Genomic DNA, 17,664 nt, shown 5'->3' with positions numbered 1-17,664 from the left:
TGACAATGGCTAACCGGATATCCAACCAGGAACAGAACGAAGGGCCAACCCCGGAGCAGGCCCGTCGCGGCCGCCGCACAGCGTTCCTGCTGTTTGCATTGGGTTTTGGGCCGATGATTGTCGCAACCATCATGTTTTACACCGGCTGGCTGAACCCTGCCGGCCATACCAACAACGGCGTTCTGCTCCAGCCCGTGGCGCCGGTATCGACGCTCAACCTTGAAACCGCGTCCGGCACTCCGCTGGCAGAGCGCTTCGGTCCGGATAAAGCCGACCCGGACTGGCTGATGATCGTGGCTGCCGGACAGTGTGGCAGCCAGTGCGAGGAACTGCTCTATCTGGCCAGACAGGTGAATATTGCCCTTGGCAAGAACGCCAATCGTGTCTCCAGGGCGGCGGCACTGGGGAGTGTGCCTTCTGATCTTCAGGCGCGTTGGTCTTCCGAGTACAGCTCCATGGAACGCCTTGTGCCGGCCGCAGGTGCCCAGCCCAACTGGCCATCCGGTATCAACCCGGACGCCGAGCCCCGCATCCTGCTGGTCGATCCCTTCGGTAATGTGATGATGCATTACGGCTCCGAACATACCGGCAAGGATATGCTGGAGGATCTCAAGCATCTGCTCAAACTGTCGCAGATCGGTTAATGGTCACAGTGGGGATCCAGCCTTGAATCAGTCTCTTCAATCATCCTCCCAAGCCGCCCGGAAGATGGCCAAGTGGGCCACGTTCGCCGTTCTGCTGGCGGTTGTCGTCATCATGCTGGGTGCCTGGACCCGTCTGGTGCATGCCGGGCTCGGCTGTCCGGACTGGCCCGGATGCTATGGCTTTCTGACGGTACCCCAGAGCGAATCCAGCATTGCTATCGCCAATGCCCGTTTCCCGGATACGCCGGTGGACGTGGAAAAAGGCTGGCCGGAAATGATCCATCGCTATGCCGCCGGGACTCTCGGTCTGGTGGTCTTTGGGCTGGCGGCCTATGCCGTTCGCCACCGTCGCGACGGTGTTCCTGTGAAGCTGTCGCTGTTTATTGCCGGGTTTATCATACTTCAGGGTGCCTTCGGCATGTGGACCGTTACCCTGAAACTCTGGCCCCAGGTGGTGGCGTTACACCTCCTCGGTGGCTTTACCACCCTGAGTTTGCTGACACTGCTTACCTTCCGGTTGCGACGGCAGGCCAGCCAGAAGCGGGACCAGGAGCCGCCGCCGTCGACTGCACTGGCCGGTTTCCGGCCCTGGCTGTATGGCGGGCTCCTCCTGGTGGTGATGCAGATTGCACTGGGAGCCTGGACAGCGGCCAATTACGCCGCCGTTGCCTGTACCGACCTGCCTACCTGCCAGGGTCAGTGGTGGCCTGCGGGTATGGATTTCCGGCACGGCTTTGATGTCACCCAGCACGTTGGACCGAACTATCTCGGGGGGCAGCTTACGGCGGACGGGCGAGTCGCCATCCATGTCACCCACAGGCTAGGCGCCATGGTGGTGCTGGTTTATTTCACGGCATTGCTCGCACTGATGTGGCGTCGACGCGGCGACTCGAGACTCGACAACGCCATCAAGCTGGTGGCGGTGGTATTGGCGGCCCAGATCCTGTTAGGGCTGGCCAACGTTATCTTCCATATTCCCCTGTCCATTGCCGTGGCCCATAACGCCATGGGCGCAGGACTTCTTTTGTCAGTGATTCACCTGATCTGGCAGCATCAACTGTTGCCAAAAACGCACACCGCCACAGCACCAAACACAACAACAATGACCCAGGAGGTTACGGCATGAGCGAGCAAGTGGAAGCACTGCCGGCCCAGGCAATTGCGAGCGACTCCAACACATCCATTTCCTGGCGTGACTACCTGGAGCTGACCAAGCCCAGGGTGGTCGCGCTGATGATCCTCACCTCGGTGATCGGCATGCTGCTGGCGGCGCCGGGGGTGCCCGGTTGGGGCGTGCTGATATGGGGTAACCTGGGTATTGCCCTGCTGGCCGGCGCTGCCGCGGTGGTGAACCATGTGGTGGACCAGAAAATCGACACGGTGATGGCACGTACCCGCAAGCGGCCAGTGGCCACCGGCAAAATTGCGCCCATGGACGCGTTCCTTTTTGCGGCCATCTTGGCGTGTGTCGGTATGGCGGTACTGATGTGGCAGGTGAATCATCTCACCGCCTGGCTGACCCTCGCCTCCCTAGTGGGCTACGCCGGTGTCTATACCCTGTTCCTGAAGCGTGCTACGCCCCAGAACATCACCATAGGCGGTCTGGCCGGTGCCATGCCCCCGCTGCTGGGTTGGACCGCCGTGACCGGCCAGGTTGAGGGCCATGCCCTGTTGCTGGTGCTGATCATTTTTGCCTGGACGCCTCCACATTTCTGGGCACTGGCCATCCACCGCAAGGAAGAATACGCGAAGGCGGGTATTCCGATGCTGCCGGTCACCCACGGCAACAAGTTCACCGAGCTGCACATCCTGCTCTACACTCTGATGCTGCTGGCTGTCAGCCTGCTACCTTTTGTCACAGGTATGTCCGGCGGCATTTACCTGGTAGGCGCCCTGGCCCTTGGCCTGCGCTTCCTGCAGTACGCGGTGCGGCTGTTGAAGGGGGATGACCGCCGCGTTGCCCTGAATACCTTCAAGTATTCCATCACTTACCTCATGGCGCTGTTTGTGGTATTGCTTGTGGATCATTTTGTATTCTTCTGAGTCAGACATTGTGCTGACGCAGGCGGGGATGGCTTCCCGAAACACGCTGTGAATTCGTGTACGCTCGGCTCCGCCATCCCCGCCTGCTTATCTGATCAACGAAGTGGACCACGCATGAAAAGCTCCAGCTCTATTCGCCTTACCCTGTTCTTCCTTCTGCTAATCGTTGTTCTGATCTTTGGACTGGTTGTGGGTCGGCAGGTATTTCTGGTCGGAAACCAGGAGCCGATTCCGGCGCCGGAGCTGACCGATTTCAATACGTATGTCTATGATCAGCCTCGGCAATTGGCAGAGTTCACGCTGACGAATGAGAACGGTGAAACGGTTACGCGGGAGAGCTTGCGGGGTCGCTGGACCTTTGCCTTCGTGGGCTACACCAATTGCCCGGATATCTGCCCGGCGGCCATGGCCAATCTGCGCCAGACCGACAAGCTGCTTTCGAAGGAACTGCCCCAGCCGGACTATCTACTGGTGAGTGCGGATCCAGAGCACGACACCCCGGAGAAACTCAAAGCCTACACCGATTTCTTCGGTGAGAACTTCCACGGCCTGACCGGCGATCTCGACACCCTCCGGACATTGGCTAAAAGCCTGAGCGCTGTGTTCGTGCACCGGGAGGTGGACGGCGAGCTGCTGGTGGATCACAGCGGCCACTTCGCCCTGCTGAATCCCGATGGCGAACTGGCTGCGGTGATCCAGCCGCCTCATAATCCGCACAACCTGGCCGAGGCCTTCGAGCGGATCTACCAGTGGGCGAAAGCCAATCGCGACCGGGTAAGCTCCTGACGCCATAGAACCCGGAACCGATGCTCCCGATTGATGCCATTCTCCCAGAGTTACAAGCAGCTCTGGAGCAAACTAGTACCGTGCTCCTGCAGGCCCCACCGGGCGCCGGCAAAACCACCCGTGTTCCCCTCGCGCTCCTCGATGCGTCCTGGCGCGGCGATGGCAAGATTCTTATGCTCGAGCCCCGTCGCCTGGCGGCGCGGTCTGCGGCCCGATTCATGGCCAGGCAACTCAGTGAAAAGCCAGGCCAGACGGTTGGCTATCGCACACGGCTGGATACACAGGTTTCTCCCGCGACCCGCATTGAAGTGGTGACCGAGGGCATCCTGACCCGGCTGATCCAGGCCGACCCGATGCTGGAGGACTACGCGGCGGTCATCTTCGACGAGTTCCACGAGCGCTCGCTTCAGGCGGATCTTGGCCTTGCCCTGGTGAGGGAGTCGCAGCAGGCGTTGCGGGAGGATCTGCGGCTGCTGGTGATGTCCGCGACCCTGGATACCGCACCCATCGCAAGGGTGCTGGGCGACGTGCCCGTTATTACCAGTGAGGGGCGCGCGTTTCCGGTGGAGGTCCATTACCGGCCGATGTCTCGCAACAGCCGCCCGGTGGACCAGGTTACGTCGGTGGTTCAGGAGGCCTTGAGGGATCAAACCGGCTCCCTGCTGGTGTTCCTGCCCGGTGCCGGAGAGATTCGCCGGGTCGAGCAGCAGCTGATTGGCAACCTGCCAGCCCGTGTGATGGTTGCACCGCTCTACGGCAACCTGAAATCGGAGCAGCAGGATCAGGCCATCTCTCCCGCGCCCGTGGGCCAACGTAAGGTGGTGCTGGCCACGGCCATCGCCGAAACCAGTCTGACGATTGAAGGCGTCCGGGTTGTGATCGACAGCGGCCAGCAGCGCCGGGCGGTGTTTGATCCCAACAGCGGCATGACGCGACTGGTGACCGGTCGGGTGTCGAAAGCGTCGGCGGAGCAGCGCAAGGGCCGGGCCGGTCGGGTCGAACCGGGGGTTTGTTATCGCCTTTGGAGCGAATCGGAACAGTTCGGTCTGGCCGACTACACGCCCCCTGAAATTCTGGAGGCCGATCTGGCGCCTCTTGTTCTGGAGCTGGCCCAATGGGGTGCCCGGGAGGCCGCGTCCGTTGCCTGGATCGATCAGCCACCGGCCGCTCACTGGCAACAGGCGGTGACACTGCTGCAATGGTTGGACATGCTCGAACCCAATGGGGCCATTACGGATCACGGCAAGGCGGCCCGTGACCTGGGAATACACCCGCGCCTGGCACATATGGTGTTGAAAGGCCGCGCTATCGGCCTTGAAGGGCCTGCTGCTGCACTGGCTGCCCTGCTGGAAGAGCGGGATCTTCTGGGCTCTGGTGCCGGGGCAGACATGCACGAGCGGATTCGTGTTTTCTATGGGGAGCGACGTGATCGCACGCTGGATGCTGCTCGCCTGAAGGCTTTGCGCCAGTCCGCCAGGCGTCTTGCAGGGCCTGCTGCGACGGATGCGCCCATGCCGTCCGAGACGGAGGTAGGGCGGTTGCTGGCCCTGGCCTATCCGGATCGTATCGCGCGACGACGCCCGGGCAAGGCGCCCAGGTATCAACTCAGCAATGGCAAAGGCGCCGCACTGAGAGAGGATGATCCCCTGGCGCGGCACGAGTGGCTGGTGGCTGCGGAGCTGGATGGCAGGGCCCGGGAAGCCACCATTTACCTTGCGGCGCCGGTGGATATCCCGGATCTGGAGTCGGATCTGGCTGACCATATCCGCGAGACCGAGGAGGCACTGTGGGACGAGGGCCAGGGCAAGATTATCGCCAGAGAGGTCCGTAAGCTGGGCGAACTGGTGCTGCAGGAAAAACCCATTGCGCAGGTTGACCCGGAGCTGGTTCAGCAGGGCCTGATCAATGCCATCCGGAAAAAGGGCCTGGCAAGCCTGCCCTGGACTGACGATAGCCGTCAGTGGCGGGCCCGTGTGCGGTTGCTCGCCGGGTCTTTCCCTGATGATGGCTGGCCGGACACAAGCGATGTGGCCTTGCTCGAGAATCTGGAGCACTGGCTTGGACCGTTTCTGGCCGGCATGAGCCGGTGGTCTGATCTGGCCCGGATCGACCTGCTGCAGGCCCTGAACAGTCTGCTTGATTATCCGGCCCAGCAGCAGCTTCAGGCCCTGGCGCCGACGCACCTGACCATCCCGACGGGACAGCGGGTGCGCCTGGACTATACCGCCGACAATGGTCCGGTTCTGGCGGCCAAGCTGCAGGCCCTTTTCGGCTGGACGGAGACTCCGACCGTGGCAGGCGGGCGGAAACCGGTGGTGATCCATCTGCTGTCACCGGCCCAGCGCCCCCTGGCGGTCACCGCGGATCTGGCCAGTTTCTGGTGCAACGCCTATCCCGAGGTGCGCAAGGACATGCGTGGACGGTACCCCAAGCATTCTTGGCCTGAAGATCCCCTTACCGCCGAGGCCCAGCAGGGTACGAAAAAACGCCCTGCTCGCTGATCCGATGGCTGACCAAGGCGTGCGGCACCCGCTCAAAATAGACGTTCCGGTGAGTTATCCACTCCCCTTCAGGTGCGTTGAGCTCGTCGGCTGGCATTTCCTCAAGCTCGACCAAACCGGGGTTCGCGTCGCTATTGCGGAAGCTGTCCGCGAGAACCCAGAAAGATTTGCCGGCGGCCCGTGCTGCCAGGGCCAGCAGGTAGGTTCCGCTTTTGTTGATAAAACAGCCATCGTCCAGCCAGGTATCACACCCGGTGATCACCACATCGGCTTCCGGGACAAAGAGGCCCATCTGCGCATCCGTAATCAGCGTGACAGGCACTGAGAGTTCATCCAGGGCACGGGCCAGGGAGTGACCCTCAAACCCCGGACTGCTCTGGGTACAGATAACGGAAAAGCTCTGCTGGTTCTCGGCCATGCTCCGGAACAGGGCCAGGACGACTGAGCTGGCACTGTGGGTCATGATCACGGGGGTTGTCGGCAAATGCTCGCGGGCGTGCCGGGCAATGGTGGTGGTGGCCTCCTGTAACTGATCGCGCGTATCGATGATGGCCGCTCGCGCGGCGTGTGGATCGCTGCTCAATCGCTGTTCGATCATGGCCAGCGCATTGCCGATCACGATCATGCTAGGCCGGGCCGTCCTCAGTTCCGCCAGCAGACGGGAAAGGATCTCGACGTCCGGTCCGACCTCGTCCAGATAGGACAAGAGTGCGTTGAGGGTATTCAGCGCCAGTTGGGTGGCGCCGGACTGAACGTCTGCTCGTAGCGCAGCCAGGATAGACTGTGCTCTGGAATCAAGTTCCTGCATTATGCCTGCCCCCTCACCTTGCATGATTCAAGGGTAGCACCAGTAAGGCTTTTTCCTGATGCCCGGCCGTGAAAATACCGCTTGCCTGAAGTGTATCCCTGTATAAAATACGCGCAATTCAATCCTCGAGTGCGCAGTATCCATGCACCTTGTTTCCTTCGATATTTTCCGGACCCTGGGCTTTCCCAACACCACCGTTCTGAAGCCGGACCAGTTTCTGCGCCATAAAGAATTGTTGCGGGAGGCTGACTGGGTCCTGTTCCCCGAATACTGGCAGTTGAACGCGCTGGTACATGGACTCAAATGCCGGGTATTTCCGAGTGTTGCAAGCTACCGTATCGGCCATGACAAGGTCGAGATGACTCGTGCATTCCAGGCAGTGGCCCCGGAACACACCCCCTGGACCATGATTGAGGCCAACGGACCGGTGGAACGGGATCTGATCTGGGATGCCATGGCTCACCCCTTCGTCGCAAAGCTGCCGAAGGCCAGCATGGGCGAAGGAGTTTGGTTGATCGAAACCCGTGAGGATTGGCGGCGCTATTGCGAGTGCACTGATGTTCTGTATGCCCAGGAATACCTGCCTTTGGACCGCGATGCCCGTGTTGTGGTGGTTGGTGATCGGGTGTTGACGGCCTACTGGAGAACCCAGGCGGACCAGGGTTTTTACAACAACGTGGCCCGGGGTGGCCGTATCGACAACAGCCCGGTACCCAAGGTGATGACCGATCTGGCGTTGAGGCTGGCCCGGGAGTTGGGTGTCGATCATGCAGGCTTTGATATTGCCCTGGTAGACGGTCACCCGTATGTCCTGGAATTCAACCGGCTGTTCGGAAACAAAGGGCTGGGTCAGGTCACGGAACTTCAGGAAGCGATCCTGGGCTATCTGAGGAATCAGACCGAGCCCAGAGATCCCGATGGACCCACCGAACCAACCCCCCTCTGGCCGATCGCTGTTTAAGCATTTTCCACCAGAATTCATGCCATTGGCGGTGCTTACGTCGTTCATTACTTATGGGTAGATATGCTCATATCCGGGCCTGAAAAAAAGCCCGATGATCGCGCCATCTTATGGGTGCTGCAGCCTTGCTGTGGCGCCTTTTTTTATGTCTGTTTGCCCTGTGGAGGGACACACCACCCATGACCGAAGCCGCTAACGCTAACATCGCCGATTACTACGAAGCTGAGACTTTCAAGCGCATCAAGGACTTTGCCGACGGCAAGGAAACCCCGTTTGTGGTGATTGATACCGCAACGATTGACCGTCAGTACGACGAGCTCATCGAGGGTTTTCCCTACGCCAAGGTCTACTACGCGGTGAAAGCCAATCCGGCGCCGCAGATACTAACCATGCTGCGTGATAAAGGTGCCTGTTTCGATATCGCATCGGTGTATGAGCTGGACAAGGTGATGGCCCTGGGCGTGACCGGTGAGCGGATCAGCTACGGCAATACCATCAAGAAGGCGAAGGACATTCGCACCTTCTACGAGAAGGGTGTTCGGATGTTCGCCACAGACTCGGAAGCAGACCTTCGCAATATCGCCAAGGCGGCCCCCGGCTCGAAGGTGTACGTGCGCATCCTGACCGAAGGCACCCTGACCGCCGACTGGCCGCTGTCCCGCAAGTTCGGCTGCCAGACTGACATGGCCATGGATCTGCTGATCCTGGCCCGTGACCTGGGCCTGGTACCTTACGGTGTGTCGTTCCACGTGGGTTCCCAGCAGCGGGAAATCGGCGCCTGGGATGCGGCCCTGAACAAGGTGAAGGTGATTTTCGAGCGCCTGAAGGAAGAGGACGGCATCGAGCTGAAGATGATCAACATGGGTGGCGGTTTCCCGGCCAATTACATCACCCGCACCAACGAGCTGAAGGTGTACGCGGAGGAGATTGCCCGGTTCCTGCACGAGGATTTTGGCGCGGAGCTGCCGGAGATCATCATCGAGCCGGGACGTTCGCTGATTTCCAATGCCGGTGTGCTGGTGAGCGAGGTGGTGCTGATTTCCCGGAAATCCCGCACTGCCCTGCACCGCTGGGTGTTTACCGATGTGGGCAAGTTTTCAGGCCTGATCGAGACGCTGGATGAGGCGATCAAGTTTCCGATCTGGACCGAGAAGGTGGGCGAAGGCGAGGACTGTGTGATTGCCGGGCCGACGTGTGACAGTGCCGATATCATGTACGAGCACCACAAGTATCCGTTGCCGTTGAATCTGGCGATTGGGGATCGGATGTATTGGTTGTCTACCGGTGCTTATACCACGACGTATAGCGCCATTGAGTTTAACGGGTTTCCTCCGTTGAAGGACTATTACATCTGACCATGTATTAGTTCGGAGTCTGGCCGCGGGGCGGGGGTGTCCTTTCCTCTGGGAAAAACAACTCGCTTTGCTCAGACATTTTTTCCCGGCGGAAAGGACACCCCCGCCCCACGGCCGTTCCGGCTGGATACGGGGAGTCCGCGAAGGGAAAATTGGTATTCAGAGAAGGATCAGCTTTCGGGCTGGTCCTTTTTTCGTTCCAGATTCAGGGTAAAGGCTCGGGGCAATACCAGCAGGCCGTAGGTGATCATCAGCATCAGGGCGTGGCGGGCATCGCCTGTCCAGTCGGCGACGACACCGCCAAGCATGGGCACGCAAAAAGCGACGGTGTAACCGACCAGAAAGGTGCCGGCGGAGAGGCGGCCAGTTTCGGCGGCGGAGACCACCAGCGGAGGTATCGCGACAAGCAGGATCAGGAGCATGCCGGCGACCAAGCTCATGAGGGTGGCACTGACGATGGACCACCAGCCGTTGAGCATGACCGCGCCAATGGCGCCGAGCAGGCTGATGCTGGCCAGTGTGGCGATGACGCCACGACGGCCGACCCAGTAGCGCGCCATTTTCAGCATGATCAGGGAAGCGAAGACCTGGGCAAGGTTGTACCAGAACAGGGCGTCCGGCAGTTTGTCGAACTGACCCTGATGCTGCAGAAGGTTGCCCATGTACGCGTTGAGGCCAAAAAACAATGAGCCGGAGAGGCCGAGCAGAAGACCGATTCTCAGGGTCAAGGGGTTATGCCAGTCCGGTAGCCAGGCCACTTTTCGCACCGGTTTGGCCCGGTCCCGTTTGGGTAGGAACAGGGCCGCAGCAATCAGCAGCCCCGGGAGTGACCAGGCCAATAGGGTGGCGCGCCAGCTGTTATCCAGCAGGGGCATGAGCACAGGCAGCGTGATGCCGGCACCGATGAACTCCCCCATCAGCATGCCGTTCATGTAGATCGCCGAGCCTAACGCGAGGTGGTGGGGTTCCAGCCATCGGGGCAGCAGTGCCGGCAGTGACGGTTGCATCATGGAGACGCCGATACCCATGACTGCACTGGCAATCATCAGGGTCAGGGTGTCGGGCATCAGGCCGCGCCCGGCGGAGCCGATCACCATGATCACCATGGCCAGAGCCAGGGTATTGCGGGGGCCAATCCGGGCAATGGCCAGTGAGCCGGGCATGGAGCCTATGGCCAGCATCAGGATGGGCAGGGTGGTCAGGGCGCCGGTGAGGGCCTGGGTTAATGCCAGTTCATCACCAATGAACGGCGCCAGGGGCGGTGCAACCAGTACGGGTATGCGCAGGTAAACTCCGGCCAGCCAAAGCAACACCGCCACCGGCAGCAGCCTGGCTGGCGGTGGCGGTGTGGTCGCGGCCTGGGGTTCAGCCACGCTCAAAACGAATCAGTCTTCGCCGGTATCTGGCAGGTAGGCGCCGTCTTCGTCGTGGACTTCACGGCCGGTTACCGGCGGGTTGAAGGCACAGATCAGGCGCATGTCCTCGGTGCCACCGTACAGGGTGTGCTGGTCATGCTTGTCGAGTGCGTAGAGGGTGCCGTCGGTGATCTCGTGAGTTTCACCAGTGGCTTTGTCTAGAATTTTGCCGTTACCGGCAACGCAGTAGACCGCTTCCAGGTGGTGTTTGTACCAGAGGTTCAGTTCGGCGCCTGCCGGGATAATGGTCTCGTGGAAGGAGAAGCCCATGCCGTCTTTCTTGAGCAGCATGCGGCGGCTTGTCCAGCCGGGGCCGTGTACTTCGCGCTCGGTACCGATGATGTCTTGCACTCGTACGATTTTCATTCGCATTCCTCATTTTGTGATGGAATAGCCTTTAAGTATAAACATCGTTTTCAGTTGCGGTTCAACCGCCAATCGTCGTAAACGGCCATGGCCTGTTCGATCGAGTTGGCGAATTTTTCCCGCTGATGTTCATCCAGAGGGCGCCGTTTCCGGCTTTTATCGAAGGCTTTCTGAATCTGTTGCCGGCTCGATTTTTCCAGGCGTTCGAGCCAGTGATGGTCTGCCGGCTCGAGGTCCAACAGGTCACGGCCAGCGTGATTGCGGTGGGAGATGTGCCACCAGTGATCCACTGCCCTTCCTAATACAACATAGCCGAACTGACTGTCCTGTACAGGGCCAAAGGTAGCTGTTTTCAAACCGTCCCGAAGTACCCCGATGTTCAGCGCCGGCAGGGCCAGCCGATCACCGTAGAAATAACTCCCGGCGGCACCGATGAGTCCGCCTACCAGAGCGCCGGTTCCGAGGGAGGAGCCGAAGGTCAGTGCGTCGATCCCGGCACCGCTGACGGCACCGGCGCCGAAGCCGGCGGTGGCCAGGTAGCGTTTGCTGACGGCCCAGGCTTTGCGGCTGTCTTCCGAGAACAGGTCGTGCTCACTGTGCCATTCCAGTTCGGCTTCCTGACGGCGGATGCGCTGGTGCTGATACAGGTGTTCGATATCCACACGCAGCGTCTGCTCCCGCTTCCGCTGATGGCGGTACCAGTTCCGGCGCAGCTGGTCTGCCAGTGAATCGTCACTGGTCCCGGCCGCCTGGCCAGCGGTCAGGGTGCGTTTTTCCTGGAACGACATCATGTCCTCAAGTGCCCTGGCGATCAGTGCAGCGGCCTGCTGGCGGCGCTGTTGGCGCTGGGCGGACAGATAATGCGTGGCCTGCTCCAGAGGCGCTTCCCAGTCTGGCTCCAGTTGTCCGAATGCCCGTAAAAGGCCGAGATGTTGCTCGAAAGGAGCGCGAACGGCGTCGAAGCGGCGAACAACCTGGAAGAATTGGCCCAGTGCTGACTGCCAGGTGTCACTGTAATCGTCGGCGCCGATGCTGTTGATCAATGCCAGGCTGGGCCGGCCGGTCCAGCGCAGGATGGTCATTTCCGCCTCGTGTTCGGCGCTGTATGGTACCGAGCCATCCACCACGTAAATGATTCCGGCGCCCTCGATCAGGGGCGTCAGAAGCTCGCATTCATCGGTGAAACGGCCATCCCCCTGATGTTGAGTCACAAAGGCTTTGACCGTGTCGGCGTGGTCTGACGCGGAGACACTGTGGGCTTCCAGCCATTCCAGTACCCGGCGCGGGCGCTGGAAACCGGGGGTGTCTACCAGTGTGTAGAGGATTTGCCCATCCACTTTCAGGGGATAGGCCTGGCGCTTGCGGGTGGTGCCGGGCTCCAGGGCAATGGCGATGGCATCATTCTGGGACAGAGTGGCAACCACGCTGGATTTGCCTTTGTTCGGGTGCCCAACGACGGCAAACGTAGGTGCCTTTGTCATAAATGCTCCCCGAGTGCTGAATAGGGATCTCGCATCTGGAGGGGCGGTAGCGACACCTGAACGAAATCGCTGCCAACCCGTTCGGCAAATCGGAGCCAGGGCTGAATCTGATGGGCATCAGGCTCCTGGCTGCTATCCGGGGCCAGGGGTACCAGAGCGACCCTGGATCCGTCGGGCCAGATGCCGCGGGCACTCTCCAGAAAGTCCGCCAGTTCACCCGTGGGGGGCTGCCAGCTGCGCACCAGCAGGATAACGGGTTTTGGGCGCGCTCTCAGATGCACAGCGATTGACTGCATGGCCTGATCATCGTCCGAGAGGCTCGCGGTGCCGCCGGCATGAAGTACAAGCTGTTTGCCTGAACGAAGCCCCTCTGGCAATTCCGGTTCGCCGGCGCCAGCCCAGCAAAGCAGGACGTCGCTGTCCGGCAGTGGCAGACAATCGCTTCGAGCGTTCGTATCCGGCAGGTCGTCGGCATCATGGTGGCTGTTTCCGGTGTCCAGGGCAGGTGTTTCCAGACGATACATGAGGGCATGCATGGCCGGGTGACTGGCGAGCAACCGGCGTGCCTTTTGTCGGGTCTGGGTGAGGGCGAATCCCCAGAGAAGCAAACGTGGTAGCAGAATCCAGGTTGTCCAGAGCATGGTGACAAAGGGCCACCACTGGCCCCAGAGGGCCGGGTCCGGATTTGTCGCAGGTTCTCCGGCCCGGAAAAAACGCGTTGCCTCGACCAGGCTGAGATCCGGGGCGGCCGCCGGCCAGAGCCAGGCCCAGGGCGTTGCGACCGCGCTCACCAGTTCGTGGTAGCTCGCCGCAGCGGTATCCAGGGTCGTGCTCCAGCCAAAGGCAAGATCCTGGACCACCACCATGGCCAGCAGGGTGATCAGCCCGGCACAGGCGAACGCGATGCCGCCCAGGTGAGCGGCCCTGGCCATCAGCAGTGGCTGGAGTCTGTTGAATTCCCCATGGCCAGGGTTGACCCCGAAACGCTGTAACAGCCAACGCCAGGGCTGCCATCCGGCCAGGGACTGCACGGTGGTAAACAGGGCAAGGACCAGATGCAGTAAAACGAAGGCCAGAAACACCGTGATGTTGATGCGCTGGCCGCCGTCGTAGAACAGCAGTCCCGCCATGGTCAGCACGCCGGCGATCAGCCCCATGGCCATAAAACCTGTGGCAATCCGGCGCCAGGACCGCAGAATCGGGTCGGCGGATGTCTGGGTTGTTCCGGGTCCGCTGAGCCGGTTCAGGTGGGCCAGCCAACGGGCAGCGTCCGGGGCTACGCCCTGCTCTTCGCACATCAGTGCGAACTTGCGGTCGCGGCGATGCAGGAAGGTGGGGGGCTGTGATCTGTCCCGTTGCGCCTGGTTTTCAAACTCCAGCAGTAATCGAAGGGAGCTGTCGGTCATTCAGAGTTCCGGTGTCGAATTCGGGCAGTCGGGCCCGGTCGGGCTTTAGTGCTAGGATATAGGGATACCCGCACCCGATACCAGACAACGAGAGTCCATGCCCCACCATCTGATGAACCTGCGCCATGTACCCGATGACGAGGCCGATGAAATCCGGGCTCTGTTCGATGCCCACGAGGTGGCCTACTACGAGACACCACCCAGCCGCTGGGGCATCAGCATGGGCGGTTTCTGGGTTCATGATGACGATGAGGCAGCAAGGGCCCGGGCACTGCTGGATGAGTATCAGCGGCAACGCTACGAAACCCAGCGGCAGGCCTACGAGGAGCACCTGGCCCGGGGCGAATCCGGCGGTTTCTGGTTCATGCTCAGGCAGCGGCCAGTCCGGACCCTCGCCGCCTGCATTGCCATCCTGGTGATCATGGGCCTGAGTCTGCTTCCGTTCATCCGGATCGGGTAGCGGACAGGGTCTTAGCCCTCTTGCTGGCGGGCTTGCGGACCAACGAGGAACCCGATCGCTGCGTCCACCGCTTCGCCTGCGGTCAAAAAGCTGGTGACGTGCCCCCGCAGGTGCATTTCATACAGTTCGCTGTAAACCTGATGATCCTCAAGCGCTTCCTGAAATCGCTTTGCCTGGTCGAATGGCACCAGCATATCCATGGCACCGTGAAACAGGAAAAAAGGCGGTGAGTCGGCGGTCACATGGCTGATTGGTGATGCTTTGCGATAGATTTCCGGTATGTCCTGCTGCTCGCCACCCAGGAATTGCCGGATCAGCTTGCCCGAACCAAAGGCCATCAGGTCGGAAGGCAGGCCCCCTGTGACGACCGCATGCAATCGGGTTTCCGGCCCGCCGTGGGGCTGGTTCAGGTCGCTGTCGGAGCTCGCCACCAGGGCAAGGAGCGCAATCAGATGGGCGCCGGAGGAAAAGCCAAAGCCGCTTACCCGACCTGCGTCCAGTTGATACTCGTCGGCGTGCCGGTTCAGCCACTGTCGGGCCAGTTGCAGATCATAGAGCTGGGCCGGGAAGGTGTGTGCCGGGGCAAACCGGTAGTCGATGTTCAGCACTGCAAAGCCGTGGCTGGCCACTTCCTCCGCGATCCAGGCCATGTCTTCCCGGGATCGGCGTTGCCAGCCACCACCGTGGACCATCAGAACAACAGGGTGGCGGGCCTCTGAGACCTGCCCGGTCGGGAGGTAGAGGTCGGCGAACAGGGCTTCTGGCCAACCATCGGGAGAGAACCGCAAATCCTGTTCTACCCGGAAGGGTCCTTCATCCGGGAGGCTGGCGGTGGTTGACCCATTGTGATGGGTCGCGCAGCCTGCGAGGATCAGCAGACTCCCGATCAACCCGAATATCCCACCACGTCTCAGTCGTGTCTGGTAGACGGACAATGGCATCTCCTCTATAAAGCGCCTGAAAGCGTCTGTCTGATTTACGAAGCGGCAATGATGGTGGATGTTGGTCTGGCGACTGAGCCGACCCAGACACCATTGTCCGACATTCCATACAGCGTCCGGTTTTCAGGACAATCTGCTCAGAGTGCGCTCTCACAGTCTTTCATGCTCATCGATTGGCAAGAGACTGTCCGGAAATCCGGAACAATTGTTCGAAGCACATCCGAAAGATGGATTAAAGGTATATAAATCAGAAGGATAGCTGGTTGGCACAGGATCCGCATGGCGTTCCCGGGGCCTGGCTTGAGGCCTGGTCTGTTCGTTTACAACAACAAACAAGGAACGATCATGAAACGAATAATGCTCTGCGCCCTCATCGGCGCCACGGGGATGACCCTCACTGCCTGCAAGGATAACCCTCCCTTCAACAAGATCCCTGATTTTATCCAGGGCGACATAACCCAGACCAGTTATGACGGGATAAATGATGACCTGTTGACCGCCGGCCTTGGTGCCAGCGGTCTGGCCAGTACGCCCGCGCCGGCATTCGCGGATCCTCTGAACCCGACCGCGACGGAACTCCGCCGGTTGGCGATCTATAACAACTACCGTGCATTGGTGGATACCGCGCCCGGCGGAGGGTATGGCACCTTCTTTGGCCCCCAGGTGGGCGCCAGCGGTGAAGGACTTATTCCGGGCGACGAATACATCGCCTACATGGCGGTTCCGGGTACCGACGTGCCGGTGACGGTCATGGCCCAGGTGCCTGATAGCTTTGATCCCGATCGCCCCTGCATGGTGACGGCGCCGTCGTCCGGCTCCCGTGGCATCTATGGCGCCATAGGTACGGCCGGCGAATGGGGACTGAAAAAGGGATGTGCCGTTGTCTACACCGATAAGGGTACCGGCACTGGCTCCCATAACCTGGCCACCAACACCGCCCAACGCATTGATGGCACGCTGACCTCTGCCGATGAGCCAGTGCAGTTCCGGGCTGATCTTACGGATGAGCAGCGCGCAGATTTCGACAGCGTCTGGCCGGACCGGTTTGCCTACAAGCACGCACACTCCAAAGCCAACCCGGAAGCCGATTGGGGGCTGCATGTGTTGCAGTCTATTGAATTCGGGTTTTACGTGCTGAACGAGAAGTTTGGTCGGGAACTGGGCAATGGCGAAACGCTGTTGACCATCAATCCCAAAAATACCGTGGTGATTGCCTCCAGCGTCTCCAATGGAGGTGGTTCTTCCGTTCGTGCGGCCGAGCAGGACACTCGCGGACTGATTGACGGCGTGGCGGTGTCCGAACCCAACGTGAATCCGGAAGTGGACCGCAGTTTCACTATTCGCCAGGGCGACGGCCCGGTCATTGCCGAGCACAGCCGGAGCCTGCTGGATTACACCACGGCCCTTGCCGTTTATCAGGGCTGTGCCAATCAGGCGCCGGCGATCCGGGACGATGCGCCATTGAACGCCACCTTCAATCCCCCACAGATCGGCGAGAATATCTGTAACTCGCTTGCCAACAAGGGGCTGGTAAGCGGCGCCACCCTGGATGACCGGGCCACCGACGCCCTGCGTATCCTCAACGAAGAGTTCGGTATTCAGCCAGAGCAGAATCTGCTGGCGCCCGTGCACTTTGGCCTGGCGGTGGCTCCGAGTATTTCCATGACCTATGCCAATGCCTATGGCCGGGCCGGTGTCGAGGATCGGGTCTGTGACCTCAGCCTGGCGGCCACCGATTCCGCCGGAGCGGTGACCCAGCTGGCGCCCACTGCAGAGGAGGCCCTGTTTTCGGCCAGCAATGGCATTCCGCCGTCGGCCGGGGTGAACATCGTCTACGACGTTGCCGACGGCCAGCCCACCAATCTGCCTGCCAGTGCGTCTCCCAGCACGAACCAGTTGGACTACGGCCTGGATGCGCTGTTGTGTCTTCGTAGCCTTGCCCAGGGCAGCGACGCCATCAGCGGCGCTGATTTGCAGGGCTCCGACGCCGAGCTGGCAACGGACATTGCCGGCGGTATTGCCGAAGTTCGTGCCTCGGGCGATCTGCAGGGCAAGCCGACGGTTTTCGTGACCGGTCGCGCCGATGCGATTCTGCCAATTAACCACACGTCCAGACCCTATTTCGGCCTGAACCAGCGGGTAGAGGGGAAGAAAAGCAACCTTCGGTATTACGAAATCCTCAACGCCCATCACCTGGATGTGCTCAATGGTTTCCCGGGCGTTGCTGACCGTTATGTGCCGCTGCACCACTACTACTTCCAGGCGCTGGATCTGGTCTGGGCCAATCTGACCGAGAAGCAGGCGTTACCGCCAAGCCAGGTGGTTCGGACCGTGCCCCGGGGCAATATTACGACACCGCTGGCAGAGGCCAACCTGCCGGCGATCAATCCCGCGCCGGATCCCGCAGACCAGATTGTCTTTGAAGATGACCAGGTCCGGATTCCGGAATAAAGCAGCCAGTGGCCGGCCCGGTATCGGGCCGGCTTCGTTTGCCCCC

Annotated in this window: 15 protein-coding genes; 9 read left to right on the top strand and 6 right to left on the bottom strand. The window is 60.7% G+C overall.

Features of this window, described 5'->3' with window-relative positions:
- Positions 1 to 5: 5 nt before the first annotated feature.
- From WA411_RS02375 to hrpB, 5 genes are all read left to right on the top strand, one after another.
- The gene (locus WA411_RS02375; RefSeq protein ID WP_069182828.1) at positions 6 to 644 is read left to right on the top strand and encodes a hypothetical protein; all 639 of its coding nucleotides are present in this window, start codon (positions 6 to 8) and stop codon (positions 642 to 644) included.
- Between the two features lie 64 nt (positions 645 to 708).
- Complete coding sequence (locus WA411_RS02370) at positions 709 to 1,770, top strand: COX15/CtaA family protein (RefSeq protein WP_291905806.1); 1,062 nt, start codon at positions 709 to 711, stop codon at positions 1,768 to 1,770.
- Positions 1,767 to 2,687, top strand: coding sequence for a heme o synthase (cyoE, locus tag WA411_RS02365; protein ID WP_222465784.1), 921 nt, complete (start codon positions 1,767 to 1,769; stop codon positions 2,685 to 2,687). The genes WA411_RS02370 and cyoE overlap by 4 nt, the downstream gene beginning before the upstream one ends.
- 114 nt (positions 2,688 to 2,801) lie before the next feature.
- Positions 2,802 to 3,473, top strand: a complete 672-nt coding sequence (locus tag WA411_RS02360; protein WP_291905031.1) for an SCO family protein — start codon at positions 2,802 to 2,804, stop codon at positions 3,471 to 3,473.
- Positions 3,474 to 3,493: 20 nt separating this feature from the next.
- On the top strand, positions 3,494 to 5,974 hold the full coding sequence (gene hrpB / locus WA411_RS02355) for an ATP-dependent helicase HrpB (RefSeq protein ID WP_291905033.1): 2,481 nt from the start codon (positions 3,494 to 3,496) through the stop codon (positions 5,972 to 5,974).
- Here the strand turns inward: hrpB and WA411_RS02350 are convergent.
- Positions 5,928 to 6,782 (bottom strand): translation initiation factor eIF-2B, encoded by an 855-nt coding sequence (locus WA411_RS02350; RefSeq protein ID WP_291905036.1) that lies wholly within the window; start codon positions 6,780 to 6,782, stop codon positions 5,928 to 5,930. The genes hrpB and WA411_RS02350 overlap by 47 nt on opposite strands.
- Positions 6,783 to 6,924: 142 nt before the next feature.
- Between WA411_RS02350 and WA411_RS02345 the strand changes: the two genes are divergently transcribed.
- Positions 6,925 to 7,743 carry an ATP-grasp domain-containing protein gene (locus tag WA411_RS02345; RefSeq protein ID WP_291905038.1) on the top strand — a complete coding sequence of 273 codons (819 nt, stop codon included), beginning with the start codon at positions 6,925 to 6,927 and terminating at the stop codon, positions 7,741 to 7,743.
- A gap of 179 nt (positions 7,744 to 7,922) precedes the next feature.
- Positions 7,923 to 9,098 (top strand): type III PLP-dependent enzyme, encoded by a 1,176-nt coding sequence (locus WA411_RS02340; RefSeq protein WP_069182477.1) that lies wholly within the window; start codon positions 7,923 to 7,925, stop codon positions 9,096 to 9,098.
- 170 nt (positions 9,099 to 9,268) lie between these two features.
- On the opposite strand, the gene WA411_RS02335 is transcribed toward WA411_RS02340, so the two are convergent.
- The 4 genes from WA411_RS02335 to WA411_RS02320 are packed head-to-tail and all read right to left on the bottom strand — an operon-like array spanning position 9,269 to position 13,766.
- Positions 9,269 to 10,471 carry an MFS transporter gene (locus WA411_RS02335; protein ID WP_291905042.1) on the bottom strand — a complete coding sequence of 401 codons (1,203 nt, stop codon included), beginning with the start codon at positions 10,469 to 10,471 and terminating at the stop codon, positions 9,269 to 9,271.
- A 12-nt stretch (positions 10,472 to 10,483) separates the two neighbouring features.
- Positions 10,484 to 10,879: an ectoine synthase gene (locus tag WA411_RS02330; RefSeq protein ID WP_069182478.1), complete on the bottom strand. Its 396-nt coding sequence runs from the start codon at positions 10,877 to 10,879 to the stop codon at positions 10,484 to 10,486.
- A gap of 50 nt (positions 10,880 to 10,929) precedes the next feature.
- Positions 10,930 to 12,360 (bottom strand): GTPase/DUF3482 domain-containing protein, encoded by a 1,431-nt coding sequence (locus WA411_RS02325; RefSeq protein ID WP_069182479.1) that lies wholly within the window; start codon positions 12,358 to 12,360, stop codon positions 10,930 to 10,932.
- Positions 12,357 to 13,766 carry a DUF2868 domain-containing protein gene (locus tag WA411_RS02320; RefSeq protein WP_069182480.1) on the bottom strand — a complete coding sequence of 470 codons (1,410 nt, stop codon included), beginning with the start codon at positions 13,764 to 13,766 and terminating at the stop codon, positions 12,357 to 12,359. The genes WA411_RS02325 and WA411_RS02320 overlap by 4 nt, the downstream gene beginning before the upstream one ends.
- 97 nt (positions 13,767 to 13,863) lie before the next feature.
- Here WA411_RS02320 and WA411_RS02315 point away from each other — a divergent pair, with 97 nt between their 5' ends.
- Positions 13,864 to 14,226 (top strand): DUF6164 family protein, encoded by a 363-nt coding sequence (locus WA411_RS02315; RefSeq protein ID WP_069182481.1) that lies wholly within the window; start codon positions 13,864 to 13,866, stop codon positions 14,224 to 14,226.
- Positions 14,227 to 14,237: 11 nt separating this feature from the next.
- Here the strand turns inward: WA411_RS02315 and WA411_RS02310 are convergent, their stop codons facing one another.
- Positions 14,238 to 15,161, bottom strand: coding sequence for an alpha/beta hydrolase (locus WA411_RS02310; protein WP_227514440.1), 924 nt, complete (start codon positions 15,159 to 15,161; stop codon positions 14,238 to 14,240).
- 351 nt (positions 15,162 to 15,512) lie between these two features.
- On the opposite strand from WA411_RS02310, the gene WA411_RS02305 reads away from it, so the two are divergent.
- A complete protein-coding gene (locus WA411_RS02305; protein ID WP_291905068.1) occupies positions 15,513 to 17,618 on the top strand; it encodes a 3-hydroxybutyrate oligomer hydrolase family protein in 2,106 nt (701 codons plus the stop codon).
- The last annotated feature ends 46 nt before the right edge of the window (positions 17,619 to 17,664 follow it).

The sequence above is a fragment of the Marinobacter sp. CH_CUG1437-1 genome (assembly GCF_037029655.1).
Lineage (GTDB): Bacteria > Pseudomonadota > Gammaproteobacteria > Pseudomonadales > Oleiphilaceae > Marinobacter > Marinobacter salsuginis.
This window is presented reverse-complemented; position numbering and strand designations above follow the sequence as displayed.